The organism is Microbacterium sp., assembly GCF_047607225.1.
GTDB lineage: Bacteria > Actinomycetota > Actinomycetes > Actinomycetales > Microbacteriaceae > Microbacterium.
Window position 1 is genome coordinate 53354 of sequence record NZ_JASGDO010000072.1, and the last position, 19264, is coordinate 72617.

At 69.8% G+C, this 19264-nt stretch carries 16 protein-coding genes and 1 pseudogene; 12 read left to right on the plus strand and 5 right to left on the minus strand.

The features are described from left to right. The first annotated feature begins 4 nt into the window (after positions 1-4). The 7 genes from yidC to QM591_RS15275 all read left to right on the plus strand — a co-directional run bounded on the left by yidC (position 5) and on the right by QM591_RS15275 (position 5827). Positions 5-1108 carry a membrane protein insertase YidC gene (yidC, locus tag QM591_RS15245; RefSeq protein WP_415133638.1) on the plus strand — a complete coding sequence of 368 codons (1104 nt, stop codon included), beginning with the start codon at positions 5-7 and terminating at the stop codon, positions 1106-1108. A 19-nt stretch (positions 1109-1127) separates the two neighbouring features. Next, positions 1128-1628, plus strand: coding sequence for a protein jag (locus tag QM591_RS15250; protein ID WP_415133571.1), 501 nt, complete (start codon positions 1128-1130; stop codon positions 1626-1628). After that, a complete protein-coding gene (rsmG, locus tag QM591_RS15255; protein ID WP_415133573.1) occupies positions 1585-2274 on the plus strand; it encodes a 16S rRNA (guanine(527)-N(7))-methyltransferase RsmG in 690 nt (229 codons plus the stop codon). The genes QM591_RS15250 and rsmG overlap by 44 nt, the downstream gene beginning before the upstream one ends. A 217-nt stretch (positions 2275-2491) precedes the next feature. Then, positions 2492-3424, plus strand: a complete 933-nt coding sequence (locus QM591_RS15260; RefSeq protein WP_415133575.1) for a ParA family protein — start codon at positions 2492-2494, stop codon at positions 3422-3424. Continuing rightward, the gene (locus QM591_RS15265) at positions 3424-4386 is read left to right on the plus strand and encodes a ParB/RepB/Spo0J family partition protein (RefSeq protein WP_415133577.1); all 963 of its coding nucleotides are present in this window, start codon (positions 3424-3426) and stop codon (positions 4384-4386) included. Before QM591_RS15260 ends, QM591_RS15265 begins: the two co-directional genes overlap by 1 nt. 33 nt (positions 4387-4419) lie before the next feature. Next, complete coding sequence (locus QM591_RS15270; RefSeq protein ID WP_067164971.1) at positions 4420-4758, plus strand: tryptophan synthase subunit alpha; 339 nt, start codon at positions 4420-4422, stop codon at positions 4756-4758. A gap of 25 nt (positions 4759-4783) precedes the next feature. Then, a complete protein-coding gene (locus QM591_RS15275) occupies positions 4784-5827 on the plus strand; it encodes a hypothetical protein (protein WP_415133579.1) in 1044 nt (347 codons plus the stop codon). Positions 5828-5896: 69 nt separating this feature from the next. On the opposite strand, the gene trxA is transcribed toward QM591_RS15275, so the two are convergent. The 4 genes from trxA to QM591_RS15295 all read right to left on the minus strand — a co-directional run bounded on the left by trxA (position 5897) and on the right by QM591_RS15295 (position 11144). After that, complete coding sequence (gene trxA, locus QM591_RS15280) at positions 5897-6220, minus strand: thioredoxin (protein WP_067164974.1); 324 nt, start codon at positions 6218-6220, stop codon at positions 5897-5899. A 70-nt stretch (positions 6221-6290) separates the two neighbouring features. After that, positions 6291-7283, minus strand: coding sequence for a thioredoxin-disulfide reductase (gene trxB / locus QM591_RS15285; RefSeq protein ID WP_415133581.1), 993 nt, complete (start codon positions 7281-7283; stop codon positions 6291-6293). Between the two features lie 134 nt (positions 7284-7417). After that, positions 7418-9022, minus strand: coding sequence for a murein biosynthesis integral membrane protein MurJ (murJ, locus tag QM591_RS15290; protein WP_415133583.1), 1605 nt, complete (start codon positions 9020-9022; stop codon positions 7418-7420). Continuing rightward, complete coding sequence (locus QM591_RS15295; protein ID WP_415133585.1) at positions 9015-11144, minus strand: DUF6049 family protein; 2130 nt, start codon at positions 11142-11144, stop codon at positions 9015-9017. Before QM591_RS15295 ends, murJ begins: the two co-directional genes overlap by 8 nt. Positions 11145-11382: 238 nt before the next feature. On the opposite strand from QM591_RS15295, the gene QM591_RS15300 reads away from it, so the two are divergent. The 5 genes and pseudogenes from QM591_RS15300 to malQ all read left to right on the plus strand — a co-directional run bounded on the left by QM591_RS15300 (position 11383) and on the right by malQ (position 18395). Beyond that, a complete protein-coding gene (locus tag QM591_RS15300) occupies positions 11383-12936 on the plus strand; it encodes a methyltransferase (protein ID WP_415133588.1) in 1554 nt (517 codons plus the stop codon). Positions 12937-12983: 47 nt separating this feature from the next. Next, positions 12984-14432, plus strand: a complete 1449-nt coding sequence (locus QM591_RS15305) for a CCA tRNA nucleotidyltransferase (protein WP_415133590.1) — start codon at positions 12984-12986, stop codon at positions 14430-14432. Between the two features lie 30 nt (positions 14433-14462). Then, positions 14463-14537 (plus strand): annotated as a pseudogene (locus tag QM591_RS15310) (transcriptional regulator); the annotation flags it as partial. Between the two features lie 178 nt (positions 14538-14715). Continuing rightward, positions 14716-16032, plus strand: a complete 1317-nt coding sequence (locus tag QM591_RS15315; RefSeq protein WP_415133592.1) for a transcriptional regulator — start codon at positions 14716-14718, stop codon at positions 16030-16032. A 179-nt stretch (positions 16033-16211) separates the two neighbouring features. After that, positions 16212-18395, plus strand: coding sequence for a 4-alpha-glucanotransferase (gene malQ / locus QM591_RS15320; RefSeq protein ID WP_415133594.1), 2184 nt, complete (start codon positions 16212-16214; stop codon positions 18393-18395). On the opposite strand, the gene QM591_RS15325 is transcribed toward malQ, so the two are convergent. Beyond that, positions 18331-19242: a DMT family transporter gene (locus QM591_RS15325; RefSeq protein ID WP_415133596.1), complete on the minus strand. Its 912-nt coding sequence runs from the start codon at positions 19240-19242 to the stop codon at positions 18331-18333. The genes malQ and QM591_RS15325 overlap by 65 nt on opposite strands. Between the last annotated feature and the right edge of the window lie 22 nt (positions 19243-19264).

A 19264-nucleotide genomic window follows, 5' to 3' on the forward strand; every position in this document is an offset into this window, starting at 1 on the left:
CTTGCTGGATCTTCTCTTGACCGCGGCCACCCCGAGTCCGGCCGTGCCCACCCCGACGACTCCGGCCCCGTCGGGCGGCCTCGACTTCTTCAGCGCCATCATGTGGCCGTTCAAGTGGATCGTCGAGACGATCCTCGTCTTCTGGCACTGGATCTTCACGACCATCGGGCTCGAGCCGGCGGCCGGCTTGACCTGGGTGCTGTCGATCATCGGTCTCGTGATCGTGGTGCGCTCGGCGCTCATCCCGCTGTTCGTTCGGCAGATCAAGAGTCAGCGGAAGATGATGGAAATCGCTCCTGAACTGCGGAAAGTTCAGGAGAAGTACCGCGGCAAGAAGGATCAGCTCTCCCGGGAGGCCATGAGCCGGGAGACCATGGCGCTGTACAAGAAGCACGGCACCACTCCGGTGTCGAGCTGTCTTCCTCTCCTGGTGCAGATGCCCATCCTCCTCGGCATGTTCTACACGCTGAGCGACGTGAAACGGCACGCCGAGTGGGGTGTCGGTGGCGTCGGACTTCTGAACGCCGACCTGACGAGGCAGTTCTACGACGCCCAGCTGTTCGGGGTCGCGCCGTTGCACACCAACATGACGGAGGCGATCGGTCTCGGCCAGACGGCGACCGTCGTCATCCTCGTGATCCTCGTCGTGCTGATGATCGCGTCGCAGTTCATCACGCAGCTGCAGATCATCTCGAAGAACCTCTCCCCCGAGGCCAAGACCGGTCAGGCGTACCAGATGCAGCGCATCATGCTGTACGTCCTTCCGCTGGCATTCATCTTCTCGGGTGTGTTCTTCCCGCTGGGTGTGGTGCTCTACTGGTTCACGTCCAACATCTGGACGATGGTGCAGCAGTTCCTCGTCATCCGTAACCTCCCCACTCCTGGGTCGGAGGCGGCCAAGGCTCGTGAGGAGCGCCTGGCGCGTAAGGGCAAGGCGATCGATGCGCAGGGCAAGATCGTTCCGCTGGAGAAGTACGAGGCCGAGCAGCAGCGACTCTATGAAGAGGCGCAGCGCGCCAAGGAGCAGGCTCCGAAGCGTCAGCAGCCCGTGAGCAAGCAGCGGGCCAAGAAGCAATCGCAGAAGAACAAGCCACAGAATCCGTCCTGATCGACGCCCGAGGATCCTCATGAACACCACGCCCGCATCGACCGCATCCACTCCCGCGACCGTCGCCCAGCTCGAAGAGGAAGGCGACGTCGCCGCCGACTACCTCGAAGGGCTCCTCGATATCGCCGATATCGACGGTGACCTCGCACTCGACGTGCGCTCGGGACGCGCCTACGTCACGGTCGAGAACGATAACGCTTCCTCGTTGCGCCTCCTCTCCAACCCGGACACCGTCCAGGCGCTGCAAGAGTTGACGCGCATCGCGGTGCAGACCAAGACCGGACGGTTCTCTCGGTTGATCCTCGACATCGGCGGCTCGCGCGACGCTCGTCAGCAGCAGTTGGAGAAGCTCGTCGACCGCGCGATCGAGCGGATCGATGACGGCGCATCCCAGGCGTCGCTCCCGGCCATGTCGAGCTACGAGCGCAAACTCGTGCATGACATCGTCGCTGAGCGGGGCTTCGTCTCCGAGTCCTATGGTGAGGGTTCGGACCGCCACACGGTCATTCGTCGTGGCTGATGTTTCACGTGAAACAGTCGGTGGGGTCGAACCGGAGCCCTCGGCCGCAGCGCTGATCTTCGGTGATCGTCTCGAGATTGCCCGTTCCTTCACAGCGGCGCTTGCCGAGCAGGGCGAGCGGCGCGGTCTCATCGGCCCCCTGGAGCTCCCGCGGCTCTGGACGCGACACATTCTGAACAGTGCCGTGGCAGCACCGCTGTTTTCGGCGGGAGCGGAGGTCGGCGATGTCGGCTCTGGCGCCGGCCTTCCCGGGCTGGTGCTCGCCATTGCTCGACCGGACATCCGGTGGGTCTTGATTGAGCCCATGGAGCGTCGAGTCGCCTGGTTGACGGAACAGGCCCGGGAGCAGGGTCTCGACAACGTCGAGGTGGTGCGCGCACGCGGTGAGGACTGGAAGCGCGGGCCCGTCCTCGATGCCGTCACGGCCCGAGCCGTCAGTGCGTTCCGCACGCTGGTTCCCCTGACCGCACCACTGGTGCGGGATGGCGGTGAGCTCATCTTCCTCAAGGGTGCGAGCGCGGAGCGTGAGATCGACGCGGCGGAGAGGGTCATCCGGAAGTTCAGGCTTACCCAGGTCCGGGTAGAGCCCGTCGGGGAGGGTCTCATCACCGAGCCGACCCGTGTCCTCCGTGCCGTCGTGCGATGAGGGACAACTCATCACACCCGTGGGCGAGTGTTTCACGTGAAACAGTGGTTCACCCCACGGCGTCGCACCGAACGTCGTCGTTTCACGTGAAACGTCGAGCGGACAGTCAACCCCTCCGTTTCACGTGAAACGGAACCGGGAGCGCCCCCTCCCACGCCGAGCAGGGTCAGCGCTCTCGACTACAGTGGAACAGGCCCTTGAACGACAGGAGTAGCCGGTGACGGAATCGGAGAACCCCACGTCCTCCGCACCCTTCTCGTTCGACGACAGTCCGATTGCCCGCGAGCTCGCCGACCTCACCTCCCGCCGAAAGGCCCTGGATGCGGTCGAGCTGGAGTTCACCGGGCCGACCCGTGTGCTCACCGTGTCGAATCAGAAGGGTGGCGTCGGGAAGACCACGAGCACTGTCAACATCGCTTCGGCTCTCGCCTCGGTCGGCGCGCGCGTGCTCGTCATCGATCTCGACCCTCAGGGCAACGCGTCAACGGCGCTGGGAGTCCCCCACACCGCTGATATCCCCAGCATCTATGACGTTCTGATCGACGAGTTCCCCCTCAGTGACATCGTGCAGACGAGCCCGGAGTCGGATCGTCTCTTCTGTGCCCCCTCGACGATCCACCTCGCCGGGGCGGAGATCGAGCTGGTCTCTCAGGTCGCCCGGGAACATCGCCTTCGGACGGCGCTGGAAGACTATCTCTCTGCTGCCGAGCAACCGCCGCACTTCGTGCTCATCGACTGCCCGCCGTCGCTCGGACTCCTGACGATCAACGCCTTCACGGCCGCTGACGAGCTCATGATCCCGATCCAGTGCGAGTACTACGCCCTCGAGGGACTCAGTCAGCTGCTCGGCAGCGTGGGCATGATCCAGAAGCATCTCAATCCGCGGCTGCACCTCTCCACCATCCTGCTCACGATGTACGACGGACGTACCCGGTTGGCTCAGCAGGTGGCGGACGAAGTCCGCTCGCATTTCCCGCGGGAAGTTCTGCGCACCGTCATCCCTCGATCCGTTCGGGTCTCGGAGGCACCGAGTTTCGGTCAGACGGTGATCGCGTACGACGGGGCATCGGCGGGCGCCGTCGCTTACCGCGAGGCCGCCGTGGAGATCGCCCGACGTGGTCGTGGCGGCAGTGAAGAAGAGGAGTCCTGATGGCGAAGAGAACTGGTCTGGGCCGGGGGATCGGCGCGCTCATCCCCACTGCCGAGTCGAATGAGGCACGGCCCGTCGACGTCTTCTTCCCCGGAGCGCCGGCCGACAAGGGTGAGGGCGCGGAAGCCCACGGTGAGGCGTCGGAGCTCCTCGCCATCCCGGGGACCCGACTGGTCGAGATCGACCCCCGCGAGATCGTGCCCAACCCGCGTCAGCCGCGGACGCACTTCGACCCCGACGACCTCGCGGAGCTCATCCACAGCGTCCGCGAGTTCGGCGTGCTGCAGCCGGTCGTCGTGCGCACGAACGAAGAGGGCAAGTACGAGCTCATCATGGGTGAGCGGCGGACGCGCGCATCGCGAGAAGCAGGGCTGACGTCGATCCCGGCGATCGTGCGCGACACGTCGGACGAGAACCTCCTGCGAGATGCACTGCTGGAAAACCTCCACCGCTCGCAGTTGAATCCTCTCGAAGAGGCGTCGGCCTACCAGCAGCTGCTCGACGACTTCGGCATCACGCAGGAGGAGCTCGCCGCTCGGATCGGTCGATCCCGTCCGCAGATCAGCAACACGATCCGTCTCTTGAAGCTCCCCGTTCCCGTCCAGCAGCGTGTGGCGGCGGGAGTGCTCAGCGCGGGACATGCTCGCGCCGTCCTCTCCCTCGACACCCCCGAGGCCATGCAGCGTCTGGCCGACAAGATCGTCAACGAGGACCTCTCCGTGCGTGCCGCGGAGGCAGCCGCGAAAGCCCCCGATGCCGGAGCCAAGCAACGGGCACCGAAGGCCGGCGCTCGTCGTGCGCACCTCGACGAGGTCGCCGAGCGTCTCGGTGATCGCCTGAACACCAAGGTCAAGATCAATCTGACGGCAAGAAAAGGCCAGATCAGCATTGATTTCGCGACCATTCAGGATCTGAACCGGATCCTGGCCGAGATCGGTGAGACGGAGTACGGCTCGTTCTGAGTGGCTGTCGGTGAGGCGGCGTAGGCTGGAGAGGTGACCGAAGCTCGCCCCGCCCGCCGCGCCAGCCTGGAGTTGCTGCGCGCCGAAGCGGGCGATGAGCTGTCGGTCCTCATCGAGGAGCGCGTGCGCGACGGCGAGGATCCGTGGGACTTCATGGAGGATCTTCCGAGTGTCGATGAGCTCGTCGTCCTGACGTTGCGCGCCGAGAACATCGCCTCCAACGGAGGGGTCCGCCCGAACGCCAGCCGCAACTATCGTGTGCTGCGACAGATCGCGCTGGACTATCCGCCTCTCACGCGGGCGGTGTGGCGTCTGCTGGGAAGCGAACCACATCGGCGCTGGGACGCATCCGTGCGGATCGAAGCGTCGTGAGCGTGCCGCCGGTAGCCTCGGTCGCGTGACCTTCGACTCGGCCCTCTTCGTCTCCGCAGAGCTCGACATCGAGTTCATCGAGGCCGCCTCCGACCCCATCGGTGAGACCTGCGCCGCTTTGCGCGCCTTCGGGCTCGTCGGCTTCGTCGAGGACGACACGGAGGGCCGCGCGGGAGCGGTGTCGGCGATTCTGGCGTTCGCGCCGGATCGGGGCCTTCTCGCCGCGACCGCGGACGGGGTCACGACGGTGCCCGCGCAATCCGTCATCGATTCCCTGTCGGTGCAACTCCGCGCCGGGGTGGGGCTCCGCGCGGGCGAGGAAGAGCTCTCCGCGGTCCACGAGTCGGCGGCCGACGCCGCGGAAGAGGCTTCCACGTCGACAGAGCCGGTGGAGACGATCTTCGTCGTGGCAGGAGAGCTGTCGACCTCGATCGATCGCCGGTCGGAGATCGCGCAGCAGTTGGAGTCCGCCGTCGTGGCTGCCCCCCTGGGTCACCGCACGCTGGTCGCTGCATCCAGGAGGGCGCCGTTCGCGTCATGGTCGGCAGCGCAGCGACCGGTCATCGCGCTGCAGTACGCCGATGACGCTCTCGCGGTCCACGTCTACAGCCGCCGCGCCGTGAGCGAGGGGCCGGCGCGCGAGCGGCGGACGATGGCGGGCATCCCCGACTGGATGGCGCTGTGGGATCCCGCACCCATCCTGCTCGGCAGGGCTCAGGAGGTCGTCCACGCCCACTCGACCGTCGCGGAGATCGAGAACAGACTCCTCGACGACCGCAACGAGACCATCCGCGCTCTCGCGCTCACCGACGAGGCCGTGCTGTCGGAGACGCAGATCGACGGGCCCGCGCTCGCGGAGCTTCTGGGACGTCCCCTCGACGCCCTCCTCGTCGCCGAGGTCGTCGAGGCGCTGCGACTTCGCCGGGAGGTGACCGCCGTTCTCACGGGAGAACGCCCGACGACCTCGCTGCCGGGAGCCGTCGTCATCGACGAGAGCCCGGGCGATCGTGATCCGGGCAGACGCGGATGGTGGCCCTTCTCTCACCCGTCGCGGTCACGTCGTCGGTAGCCGGACGCGTTCGTAAACAAAAAAAGCCCGGTCGGAGAGAATTCCGACCGGGCTTCTCGTGTGTTCGCGTCAGGCGAGGTACGCCGCGAGGTCCTGCTCGAGAGCGAACTTCGGCTTGGCGCCGATGATCGTCTTCTCGACCTGGCCCTTGTTGAACACCTTCATCGCGGGGATGGAGGTGATCTGGTACTCCATCGCGAGGTTCGGGTTCTCGTCGACGTTCAGCTTGAGGACGGTGATCTTGTCGCCGTTCTCGGACTGGATCTCGTCGAGGATCGGTCCCACCATGCGACAGGGACCGCACCATTCGGCCCAGAAGTCCACCAGGATGGGACCTTCTGCGTCGATGACGTCCTGCTGCCAGGTGCTCTCGTTCGTGGCCTTGGCGGTCATTTCACTGTCTCCTTCGGAAAGCTGTCAACGATGACAACGCGGGGTCGGGGTGATTTGTTCCGATGCCGTCTCAGGCGGCCGTGGCGTCGGCGTCCGGGAGGGCGTCGATCTGTGCGGCATCGGCCTCGGGGGTGCCGGCGTCGTCGAGCGCGGCCAGGTAGTGCTCGACGTCGAGGGCAGCGACAGTGCCGCTCCCGGCAGCCGTGACGGCCTGGCGGTAGGTCGGGTCGATCACGTCCCCGGCGGCGAAGACGCCCGGCACAGAGGTGCGCGAGGTGCGGCCGTCGACCCAGATCGTGCCGTGCTCGGTGAGGTCGAGAACCCCGTGCACGAGGTGCGTGCGAGGGTCGTTGCCGATCGCGACGAAGATGCCGTCGAGAGGCAGCTCGCGAGTCGACCCGTCGACCGTGTCCTTCAGGACGACGCCGGTGACCGCGTCGTCGCCGAGCACGTCGACGACCTCGCTGTTCCACACGAACTCGATCTTCTCGTTGCCGAACGCGCGTTCCTGCATGATCTTCGAGGCGCGAAGCTCACTCCGGCGGTGGATGACGTAGACCTTGGTCGCGAACTTCGTGAGGAAGGTCGCCTCCTCCATCGCCGAGTCGCCGCCGCCGACGACGGCGATCGTGCGCTCGCGGAAGAAGAAGCCGTCGCACGTTGCGCAGTACGAGACGCCGTGGCCCGACAGACGAGCCTCGCCCTCGATGCCGATCTTGCGAGGAGCGGAGCCGGTGGCGTAGACGACCGAGTCGGCCTCGTGCGTGGCTCCGGATCCGAGCGTCACCTTCTTGACGCGGCCGGAGAAGTCCACGCTCACCACGTCGTCGTAGACGACCTCGGTGCCGAACTTCTCGGCCTGCTCCTGCATCTTCGTCATGAGGTCGGGACCCATGATGCCCTCGGGGAAGCCGGGGAAGTTCTCCACCTCGGTGGTGTTCATGAGCTCCCCGCCCGCCTCGACCGAACTGGCGATCAGCAGCGGCTCGAGGTTGGCACGCGCGGCGTAGATGGCCGCGGTGTACCCCGCCGGGCCCGATCCGATGATGATGACCTTGCGCACGTGACTGCCCTTCTGTTCGCGGGGCGGCGAAGGCCCCAGCACATTCAACCCATGCTAACCGCGGGGCATTCCACGACCGGGGCGGCTCACCGCGTGCAGGAGCGCGCCCACGTCCGGTGGTCGAGAACGGTGCGTCAGCGGCCGGGGAGGAACCGGCGTACCGTCCGCACGGCCGTTCGCAGCTCGGGCGCGCGCAGGAGAGCCAGGAACGCCGTGTAGATCACGAGCGTCACGAGACCGATGAGGGCCGCGGACAGGAAGCCCGCGAGACGGTCGGAGGCCGCCCATCCCGCCGCGCCGCCGAGGAGGTCGAACGTGAGCCATCCCGCTGCGGTGGCGGGAAGGGCGGCGACCAGGAACCGTACGACCGCCCGGGCCGCGGCTCCGAGACCCAGGGGACGGGCCATCCTGCGTCGCAGTAGGACGACCGCCAGCGCGAACTGGATGATGTTGGCGAGCGACTGACCGAGGGCGATGCCCACCGCGAGCCACGGCAGCGGCAGGGCGACGAACGCGATGATCGCGGTGACGATGACGAGCACCGCCTGGACGGTCGTGTAGAGGAACGGCGTGCGGGTGTCGCCCAGCGCGTAGAAGGTGCGCTGGATGCCAAACTGGAACGACAGCGGCAGCAGCGCCACGAGGAACGCCGCGAGTACCCAGGCCAGGGCGACCGCCTCGTCGGCGTCGTTGGCGAACAACCGCGACAGGGGCACGATCGCGGCGATCATCGCGCCGAGGATGCCCACCATGAACACGCCGATCGTGCGGGTGAGCGTGGCGAGATCGGCCGTGACGGCATCGGTGCGCCCCTCCGCCACATGCTCGCTGAGCTGCGTGTAGTAGGGCGTGCCGAGCGAGATGACGACGATCGAGAACGGGAGCATGAACAGGAGCCACGCCGTTTGGATCGCGAACTGTGCGGCACCGACATCCGATGCCGAGCCCACGAGATTGGCCTGGACGGCGCCGGCGATCTGGCTCACGACGACCATGAGGAAGGTCCATCCGGCGAGCCGCCCGATGTGGCGGAGACCGATGCCGCGCCAGCGGAAGTCGGGGCGGACGTGCAGCCCCGCGCGTCGCCAGAACAGCAGCAGCACGAGCGCCTGCAGCACGATGCCGAGGGTGGCGGTCCCTCCCATCAGCGCGATCATGTCGGGCGTCCAGTCACGGGCCGATCGGGTGAGCCCGAACAGCCAGATGAAGGCGCCGAATCCGATGATCGACACGACGTTGTTGATGATGGGGGACCATGCGAACGGTCCGAAGACCCGCCGGGCGTTGAGCACTTCACCGACCAGCGCGTACAGACCGTAGAAGAACAGCTGCGGGAGGCACCAATAGGCCAGCGCGAGCGCGAGCGCACGACCCTCCGGCGAGAACTTGCCGCCGTAGATGAGGACGAGCAGGGGCGCCGCCGCGATCGCGACCACCGTGACGGCGCCGAGGACGACCACCCCCAGCGTGAGGAGCTTGGAGACGAAGGCGCTTCCCTGGTCGACGTGCGTCCGCACCGCCTTGACGATCTGCGGCACGATGATGCCCGCCAGGAGCCCCGAGGAGATGAGGGCGAAGATGCTGTTGGGCAGCTGGTTGGCCACGGCGAAGGAGTTGGCCGCCGAGGATCCCACGACGCCGAGGGCACCGACCAGCACCATGTTGCGGATGAGCCCGGTGATGCGCGAGACCATCGTGCCGGCGCTGATGAGGGCGCTCGACCTGCCGAGGCTAGCCATGTGTTCCGGCCTCCGTCGTGGAAACGGGATCGGGTGCGATCGCGGCGCGCCGGCGCCGACGGATGCGGACGACGGTGCGGATGAGGCCGAGGACGATGAAGGTCGCGACGAGCACCGACATCACCACGACGCCGATGGTCTCCCACTCGGCGCGCACCGCCACGTCGACCGTGACGGGGCCGCCGATCTTCACCAGCGATGGACTCCACAGCTGCAGCGACAGACTGGAGTCGCCGTTGCCCACTCGAGCTTCCACCGGCACATCGACGCGGGTCGCCTGCGCGGCCCCCGCGGTGAACGATGTCGTGTCCTGCACGACGATGCGCGGGTCGCGGGGCTCCACCGCGAGGACCAGCGACACGGGCCACGGAAGGTCGTTGCGCACCGAGAACGCCAAAGGTGCGCTGGCTCCGAGGAGGTTGATGTCGGGTGAGCGGACGATGGAGACCGCGTCGAGCGTGGCCTGCGTGTCGGTGGCGTGGGTCGCGACGGCGATCGACCAGTCGTCGTCTCCGCGCCAGCCGTTTCCGAGGAGCTGGAGGATGCGGGCGCGTTCGGGCCCCGTGATGAGCGTGGGGTCGTCCAGGACGGTCGCGAAGGCGGCGAGCTCCTTCTCACCGGCGAGGAAGCGTTCGAGGGTCCTCGCCCGTACGTCGTCGTCCGCGCCGGCGGTGAGGGACACCTCGTCACCACTCGGACTCGTCATGAGGGCCATCATCCCGCCCGGCTCCCGCCCGTCGAGCGAGGTCGCGGTGCGGATCGTGGCACGCAGCGCCTCTTCCGAGCGGTTCCACCCGCGATCGATCGTCACCAGGAGCGGGACATCGGCGTCGGTGAAGGTCGCGAAGGCCGAGGCGGTCGCCAGGGCCTCGTCACGGTCGATCGTCGAGACGGCGTTGCTGGCGCGGCGAAGAGCGGTGGTCACATCGCTGTCGTAGACGAGCACCTGGGCACCGCCGACGCCGGCCCGCGTGTGCCCACCGCGTGCGTCTGAGGATCCTGCGATGGTGTCGGAGGGGACGAGGGTGAGGGGGAGCGACCCTTCCGCCCCGCTGGAGAGCATCGTCAGAAGGCCGGGCTCCGCCGTTCCTGCCGCCGGCCAGAACACGTCGTCGCGCGCGGCGCCGATGTCCAGGAGCTCGTCGGTCGTCGGCAAGACGACCCCGTCGGGGCCGGGGGTCGGGCTCGGCGCCTCGGCGCCGGCGGTAGTCGACTCGGCGTCGTCGGCGGAGGTCTCCGTATCGGCGCCGTCCTGCGTCTCGGTGTCGACCACGGCCGTCGGGTCGATGTAGGAGGAGAGGGTCTCGACCGTGAGCGGCTCGTTCAGCCCCGCCGCGTACTGGACCGCGAGGTCGGCGTCTCCGAACTGCAGCGCGAAGCGATCGTTCGGAAGCGCGAGGAGATCCGCGAGCCACGTCCGTGCCGTCTCTGGGGCCTCGGTGCCCAGCACCCGGATGGCGGCGGGGATCGCGGGATCGACGGCGAGGATGGCCGGCGTTCCGCGCACGGCGTCCAGCTGCGCGCGCAGGCTCCCCCCTTCGGCGGTCAGGGCGGCGAGCTCGTCAGAGGTGAGCAGTCCCTCCGACAGCGGACCAGCCGTGACCGGAACGATCACGGCCACCCGCCCGGCGGCAGGGTCGTCGTCGGGTGCCACCCAGACGCTCCGCCGCTCGATCGTGCCCGCCGGCGAGCGATACGTGGCACGCAGGGCGTACACCCCCGGGGCGAGGTCATCACCCACCTCGACGGCGGCGCTCGCCGTCGCGGATCCGTAGGGTCCGACGGTGCCGATCGTCTCGGTGCCGACACGACGCAGCGCGGGCGAGGAATCACCGGAGGTCCATGCCTCGACCGCCTTCCGCGACGTGAGGGGCGCCCGGCTCACGACCAGGTCGACGGTCCCCGATTCGATGACGTCCTGGGCCGCGTTGGACACGGACAGCGAGATCAGCAGGCGCCCGTCGCTGCGGACGACGCCGTCGGCCCTCACGGCTGCACGGAAGTCGACGCGCGCGAGAGCGCCGTCCTCCGTGGCGGCGGGGCGCTCCGTCGCCGCGCTGGCGGACGCGATGGGCACCGCCCACACCGCTCCGCCCGCCAGCACGGCGACGGCGAGCGCCACCGCACGAAGGGACCGGCGGGGTCGTCGGTGCGCGCGGCGGCGGGGGGACGGTGCCCCGAGAGTGTGGGGAGTCATAGTCATGGCAACGGGTGTGCGATCCCGGACCGCACGACTGGTGGCATTCTATGGTTCCCGACCTGTGCACTGCCTTCGACGCCGCCGGGTGAGGGCCGGGCGAGCCGCTCCGCGCCTGTGGGGGAGCCGGTGACGCGCGGTGACGGTGGGATTGAATGGACCCGTGACGCACCCGGACCTTCCCCCGCTCCGCCTCGATCCTGCGACGCTCGCCCTCCTGCGCGACGACCTCGCCGCGGCGGGGTACACCGCCGACGCGGTCCGCGGCGCCTGGGGTGCGCGCGCCGACGACGCGATCGGCCATGGTCTCGCAGGTCCCGCCCTCCGGGCGCTCGAGGGCCGCGTCGATCCGCTCAGCGTGCTGGCACGGGCTCTCTTCCTCGGTGCCGCGGCGTCGGTGGCCGACGTCGATGCGGCGTTGCCGTCGTGTGGGGCACGGGGGCTCGTCGCGCTGGGACTGGCCACGATCGACGGCGACACGCTGGTGCCGTCGGTGCTCGTGCGGCCGCAGGACTTCGACGACGAGTCGGGCGCGGGTCACTGGTGGATCGCGAGCGACCTGGACGAGACGGCGCTCCTCCTGCGGGGCGGCGACGGGGCGCTCCCGACCGATCACGTGCTGGGGGTGGGTGGTGCCTCCCTCACCCTGGCCTCGCTACAGCTGCCCGAGCCCGCGGACCGCGTGCTCGACATCGGCACCGGGTGCGGCATCCAGGCCCTCCGGGCGCGGCACAGCGCGCGCCGGGTCGTCGCGACCGACGTCTCGGAGCGAGCGCTCGCGTTCACGGGTCTCAATGCGTTGCTCAACGGCGTGGAATGCATCGAGACGCGCCACGGGAGCCTGTTCGCGCCGGTCTCGGGAGAGCTCTTCGATCGTGTGGTGTCGAATCCGCCGTTCGTCATCACGCCGCGAGGGTCGGGCGTGCCCGCCTACGAGTACCGCGATGCCGGGTTCGCCGGTGACGACCTCGTCGCCGCGTTCGTGCGCGAGGTGGGCACCGTGCTCGCCCCCGGCGGGATCGCCCAGCTGCTCGGCAACTGGGAGTATCGCGGCGACACCGATGGCCTCGACCGCGTCCGCGGCTGGGTGGACGAATCTGCCGTGGCCCTGGATGCGTGGGTCATCGAGCGCGAGAGGCTCGATCCGCTCGCCTACGCCGAGATGTGGGTGCGCGACGGCGGCACGGTCGTCGGGACGCCCCAGTACGCGCGTCTCGTGGAGGCCTGGCTCGCCGACTTCGATGCGCGGGGAGTGACCGCCATCGGCTTCGGCTACCTGCTGCTCCGACGGCCGGAGCGCGGGGCGAAACCGGCGTTCCGGCGTTTCGAGCGCGTCACGCAACCGGTGCCCGGCGCCCTGGGGCCGCACCTGCGCGACGCGCTGCGCACGGCGGATCTACTGGCGGACCTCGACGACGGGGATCTCGCGCGGAGCGTCCTGACGACCGCGCCCGATGTCACCGAGGCGCGGCATCACCTTCCCGGTCAGGAGGGCCCGCGCGTGATCGAGCTCCGTCAGGGCGGCGGGCTGGCGCGGACCATCGAGGTGGATCCGGGCCTCGCTGCCCTCGTGGGGGCGTGCGATGGAGACCTCCCTGTCGGGCGCCTCATCGACGCGATCGCCGAGCTCATGGAGGTCGATCCTCTCGCCCTCGCCGCCGAACTGCTGCCTCGCGTTCGCGAGCTCGTGTTCACGGGATTCCTCCGCCTCCCGTGACCTCCGTCGGCCCCGTCGCGCGCGGCCCGCGCCGGTAGGCTCGTCGCATGCTCAACATGGCCGAGGGCCTCGCCCGGATCGGCGCGCTCGCCGCGTCTCCGGTCACCGCCACCCTCGGGCGGGCCTTCGCCGACGCGGGGTTCGAACTGGCCGTCGTCGGCGGACCGGTCCGCGACGCGCTGCTGGGTCGGGTGACGCATGACCTCGACTACGCGACCGATGCCCGTCCCGACGACATCCTCCGGATCGTGAAGCCGCTCGCGCGCGCGACGTGGGAGATCGGACGCGAGTTCGGGACCATCGGGGCCAAGATCTGGGACGACGAGGCGGGTGTCGCCGAACAGGTGGAGATCACCACCTATCGTGCCGACAGCTACGACGGGACCACGCGGAAGCCCACGGTCGCCTTCGGCGACTCGCTGGAGGGCGACCTGTCGCGCCGCGACTTCACTGTCAACGCCATGGCGCTGCGCGTGCCCGGCCCGACCCTGGTCGATCCCACCGGAGGCGTGGAAGACCTTCTCGCGGGGATCCTCCGCACCCCCGCCGACCCCGAGGTCAGCTTCGGTGACGACCCGCTGCGCATGCTGCGGGCGGCGCGGTTCGCGGCGCAGCTGGAGTTCGAGGTGGATGCGGCGACCGTCGCGGCCATGCGCACTCTCCGTGAGACGTTGCGGATCGTGAGCGCGGAGCGGATCCAGGGCGAACTGGTGCGGCTGCTGCAGACCGACGACCCGGTGCGGGGTCTCCGCATCCTCGTGGAGACGGGCCTGGCGGAGCAGTTTCTTCCCGAGGTCCCGGCCCTCCAGCTGGAAGTGGACGAGCACCACCACCACAAGGACGTCTACGAGCACTCGCTCACCGTCCTCCGTCAGGCGATCGAGCTCGAGCACGAGCGTCATCCCGGCGCCGCCCCCGACGTCGTCCTGCGTTTGGCGGCCCTCCTCCACGACATCGGAAAGCCCGCCACCCGCAAGCTCGAGCCCGGCGGCGGCGTGAGCTTCCACCACCACGACGTGAAGGGCGCTCGGCTCGCGCGCAAGCGCCTGGGTGCGCTGCGGTTCGACTCGGCGACGATCGCCTCGGTGTGCCAGCTGATCGAGCAGCACTTGCGCTTCTTCGGCTACGCCGAGGGAGCGTGGACCGATTCGGCGGTGCGCCGCTACGTGCGCGACGCGGGTGCGGAGCTCGAACGCCTCCACATCCTCACGCGCGCCGACGTGACCACGCGCAACCGACGCAAAGCGGCGCGGTTGCGCGCGGCCTACGACGACATCGAACGACGGATCGCCGCCCTCGCCGCCCAGGAGGAGCTGGACGCGATGCGTCCGGAGGTCGACGGCAACCGCATCCAAGAGATCCTCGGCATCCGCCCCGGCCCGGAGGTGGGTGCGGCATACCGGTTCCTCCTCGACCTCCGCCTCGACGAAGGGATCCTGGGGCCCGAGGCCGCCGAGGAGCGTCTGCGCGAGTGGTGGGCCGCCCGACAGGCGTGAGTAGGGCGACCCGGTATCAGCGACGCCGTTTTGTCCGACCGCCTGTCCGAGCTCGCCGAGGCGTCTCTCGTCGACCGGCGAGTCGATCCAGGGCCGCCGGTCGCCGTCTCCTACGCGCTGACCCCGCAGGGCGAGCGTCTCATCCCCGTGCTCGAACAGCTGGGGCGTGGGCGCGAGACAACCTCGTGCAGCCTGCGGCGCGGTGAGCCCGGAACCGGCTCCCTCTCGCGTCGCCCCCGACCTAGACTGAACGCACTCCTGGTTCATCGTCGAAGGGAGCGCCGTGCCCTCCTCGTGGTCGTCGCGGCGCGAGGTGTCGCCGCAGACCTCACGCCTGCTGATCGAGCGCGCCCACGAAGAGCTCGTGATCGGGAACGGAGCCGACGCCCGACTGGGCGACATCCGCCCGCTCGTCCGCGACTCGTGGCGCCGGTCACTGGCGAACCTGGTGGGCGCCGAGGGCCTGCCGCCACTCGATCTCTCCGAGGAGGAGTTGGAGGCCTACCGCAGCGCGCATCCCCTGGCCGGGGCGATGGACATGGTGCGCGCGCTGTTGTCACCGGACGTGGACTCGGGGGTCGTGGTGGCCGTGGGCGACGCGGCGGGCCGGCTGCTGTGGGTCGAGGGCGACCGGCATGTCCGCGCCCTCACCGGCGACATGGGCTTCGTCGCCGGCGCGAACTGGTCCGAGCGCAGCGTCGGCACGTCGGCACCGGGCACGGCGCTGGAGCTGGACCGGTCGGTGCAGATCCACGGCGCGGAGCACTTCAACCGTCTCGTTCAGCCGTGGTCGTGCACCGCCGCTCCCGTGCACGACCCCGAGACCCGGCGGCTGGTCGGCATGATCGACGTGACCGGCGGTGCCGACGCCGCCACTCCGCAGGCGCAGCTGCTCGTCGACGCGACGGCGCGCGCGATCGAGGGGGAACTGCTGGTGGCCAGGCTCCGTGCGCGAGCCGCCGAGCGCACTCCCGTCGCGGCCCGGCGGCCGGTGGTGCGGGCCCCGGAGCGCACCGTGCTGCGCGTGCTGGGTCGGGATCGGGCGTTGCTGGAACTGGCGGGGCCGTCGGGAGAGTCGGTCACGGAGCTGTCGGCGCGCCACGCGGAGATCCTCCTCATGCTCGCCGTGCATCGGCAGGGCGTCTCGTCGGAGCGGCTGGCGGCGCTCGTGTACGGCGAGGAGGCGGAGGGCACGCTGCGTCCCGAGATGGTGCGCCTGCGGAAGGCCCTCGAGCGCACCGCGCCGCACCTCGTTCCCGCGTCACGGCCCTACCGGCTGACGGGCGAACTAGAGACCGACGCGCACCACGTGGTGTCGCTCCTGGATCGAGGCGCGCACCGCGTCGCCCTGGCCGCCTACCGCGGGAGCGTGCTGCCCGAGTCGGTGGCCCCGGGGGTGGAGGAGTTCCGGGAGTCGGTGCGGCTCGCGCTCCGGGAGGCGCTCCTCGCCGAAGCCTCCGTCGACGTGCTCCTGGCCTATGCCGACACCGAGGACGGGGCGGAAGACGCCGAGGTGCTCCGCCTCGCCCTCAGCATGTTGCCCGCCCGTTCGCCCAAGCGCGCCGGCATCGTGGCCCGCCTCGAACGCCTCCCCGCCTGAGCCCCGCCCTTCCTCCCTCGTCGAGAGCACATGCTCCCACCGAGCGCATATCTCAACGGCGCGAGTAACGCGTGCGCTCGATGACAGCATGTGCTCTCGGCGCTCGGAACGGCTCGGCGGACCGCGCGGCCCTCGACGGGGGTGGATGCGGCAGGATGGGCGCTGACGGAGGGACCGAGATGAGCGACGATCAGCCGAGCCCGACCCTGGTCGCTTTGGCCGAGGCCCACGGGGTGGCGACCGAGTACTGGTCGTTCTTCGGCGACCGGGTCGCGGTGCCTGCCGGCACACTGCGCGCGATCCTGGCGGCGATGGGTGTCGATTCCTCGGACGAGGGCGCCACCGCCGCCGCGCTCGCCGCAGTGGACGAGCGTCCGTGGCGCGCCCTCCTTCCGCCCTCGCTCGTCACGCGTCCGGGCGTTCGCCGCCTGCACCTCCACGTCGCCGACGGGCACGACGTCGCCGCCGACGTCCTCCTCGAGGACGGTTCGCGGCGCGAGCTGGTGATCCCCGAACAGCGCCCCGCGGCCCGGCTGATCGACGGCGAGTTGCGGTGGCGGGTGGAGGTTCCCCTGCCGGAGGACCTGCCGCTCGGATGGCACGTCGTTCGCGCGCGGCAATGGCCCTTCGGCGGTGAGCCCGACCGCGAGGCCACCTGCGTGCTCGTCATCACGCCCGAGCGTCTTCCCGACCCTCCGACGCGTCCGGGCCGCGACCGCGCGTGGGGGCTCATGGCGCAGCTGTACTCGGTGCGGTCGCGAGGCTCGTGGGGGATGGGGGACTTCGCCGATCTGGGTGACCTCGCCGCCATCGCCGCCGGTCGCGGCGCCGACTTCCTGCTCATCAACCCCATCCACGCCGCGGAGGTCACGAGCCCGATCGAGCCTTCGCCGTACCTCCCGGCCACCCGACGGTTCGTCGCTCCGCTCTATGTGCGGCCGGAGGACATCCGCGAGTTCGCACAGCTCGACGACGAGGACAGGAAGACGGTGCTCGCCCTGCGGGCTCCGGTCGCCGCCACCGACGACGCCCCCTCTCGGATCGACCGCGATGCGGTGTGGGCGGCCAAGCGCTCGGCACTCGAGCGCATCTTCGCGGTGCCGCGCTCGGCGGGGCGCCAGGCCGATCTCGACGCATTCGTCCGTCGGGAGGGGCAACCCCTGCAGGACTTCGCGCTCTGGTGCGCACGGGAGGAGTACCGCGCCGATCCCGCGCACGCCGACCGGCTCGGCGCCGAGGACCTCGCCGACATCCACTCCGCCGCCGTGACCGCGCTCCGACACGAGCTCGCCGACAGGGTGTCCTTCCACGTGTGGCTGCAATGGGTGGCCGACGCGCAGGTGGCCCGCGCGCAGTCCGAGGCGATCGCGGCGGGCATGTCGATCGGGATCATGCACGACCTCGCGGTCGGGGTGCACACCGAGGGGTCGGACGCCTGGTCGCTGCGCGGGATGTACGCTCCCGGGATCACGGTGGGCGCACCGCCCGACATGTACAACCAGCAGGGGCAGAACTGGAACCAGCCTCCGTGGCTCCCCGACGCTCTGGCGGAGGCAGGTTACGCGCCGCTCCGCGACATGATCCGCACCCTGCTGCGCCACGCGGGGGCGCTGCGCATCGACCACGTCATCGGGTTGTTCCGCCTGTGGTGGATCCCCGCCGGCCTGGGCGCGGCCGCGGGCACGTACGTCCGCTACGACCACGAGGCGATGATCGGAGTGCTCGCGCTGGAGGCATACCGTGCGGGCGCCGTGCTCATCGGCGAGGACCTCGGAAACGTGGAGCCGTGGGTGCGGGACTACCTTGCCGCCCGCGGAATCTTGGGAACGAGCGTGCTCTGGTTCGAGCGGGAGGGCGAGGGCTTCCGTCCACCCGAGCAGTACCGCCGTTCCCTGCTGGCGACGGTCAACACGCACGATCTCCCCCCGACGGCCGGGTACCTCGCCGACGAGCACGTGTGGCTCCGGGCGCGCTTGGGGCTTCTCACCCGACCTGTCGAGGAGGAGCGGGCTGACGCCGACCGGGAACGCGCCACGATGATGGCGCTCCTGCGCGAGCGCGGCCTCATCGGCGACGATCCCTCGGAGCAGCAGATCGTCGAGGCGCTCAACGTCCTGATCACCGCCTCGCCATCGGTGCTGCTGGGCGTCGCCCTCGTCGACGCGGTCGGCGAGCGGCGCGTGCAGAATCAGCCGGGAACCGACAAGGAGTATCCGAACTGGCAGGTGCCGCTCGCCGACTCCGCCGGCGACGCGGTCCTCCTCGACGACCTGGTCGCGCAGCCGAGGTTCCTCTCGCTCACCGCGGCGGTGGACCGAGCCGTTCGGCCCGCTGGCGGGGAGGGCGGTATCGTCCCCGCGTGACGCCGAGGACGACGCCCGCGACGACGAGGGCGAACCCGATCGCCTCCACGGGCCCGAAGGGCTCGCCGGCCAGCAGTACGCCGAGCAGGACGCCCGTGACGGGGTTGAGGAGTCCGACGATCCCGACCACGGCGCCCGACAGCTGCGCGAGTCCGGCGAACCAGGCGGCGTAGGCGATCGCGGTGGCCACGACGATCACGTACGCGAAGCCCGCCAGCGCGGGTGCGTCCAGGGCGGGGGGCGCGCCCTCGACGATCACCGCGAAGGGCACGACGACGAGAGACCCGGCGATCAGCTGCCACGCCGTCATCGTGAGCGCGGGAACCTCCGGTCCCCATCGCCGCGTGAGGACGAAGCCGAGAGACGACGACAGCATCGCCACGATCGAGGCCGCGACGCCCCACGGGTCGACCTCTCCCCCACCGGGCTGCAGCATGACCACGACGCCCGCGATCCCGACGGCCGCCCCGACGATGGCTCGCGTGCGGGGACGCTGGCGGAGGACGATCCAGCTGAGCAGGAGCAGCGCCGCTGCCGAGGTCGACATGATCGTCGAGGCGAGGCTCGTCGCCAAGCGCTGGGCCGCGACGTAGACGAGCACGTTGAGGCCGCCCACCGTCAGGGCGCCGAGGATGATCGACCGCCACCACCACGATCCGCGCGGAAGGCGGCGGACGAGCGCGAGCACGAGGAGCCCCGCGGGGAGGCAGCGGATGACGGCGCCCCAGAGGGCCGCGTCGGGGGGAAGCAGATGGCGGGTCACGTAGTACGTGCTGCCCCACGCGATCGGGGCGATCGCCGTGATCGCCAGCCAGCGGGCTCGCACGCCCCCCGATTTATCTTCCATGGAAGATAATATAGCTTCCGCG

Bases quoted from the DNA above. Each gene is read 5' to 3' on its own strand.
- QM591_RS15250 (WP_415133571.1), top strand. From the start codon at position 1,128: ATGAACACCACGCCCGCATCGACCGCATCCACTCCCGCGACCGTCGCC.
- rsmG (WP_415133573.1), top strand. From the start codon at position 1,585: ATGGTGAGGGTTCGGACCGCCACACGGTCATTCGTCGTGGCTGATGTT.
- QM591_RS15265 (WP_415133577.1), top strand. From the start codon at position 3,424: ATGGCGAAGAGAACTGGTCTGGGCCGGGGGATCGGCGCGCTCATCCCC.
- trxA (WP_067164974.1), bottom strand. From the start codon at position 6,220: ATGACCGCCAAGGCCACGAACGAGAGCACCTGGCAGCAGGACGTCATC.
- murJ (WP_415133583.1), bottom strand. From the start codon at position 9,022: ATGGCTAGCCTCGGCAGGTCGAGCGCCCTCATCAGCGCCGGCACGATG.
- QM591_RS15305 (WP_415133590.1), top strand. From the start codon at position 12,984: ATGCTCAACATGGCCGAGGGCCTCGCCCGGATCGGCGCGCTCGCCGCG.
- malQ (WP_415133594.1), top strand. From the start codon at position 16,212: ATGAGCGACGATCAGCCGAGCCCGACCCTGGTCGCTTTGGCCGAGGCC.
- QM591_RS15325 (WP_415133596.1), bottom strand. From the start codon at position 19,242: ATGGAAGATAAATCGGGGGGCGTGCGAGCCCGCTGGCTGGCGATCACG.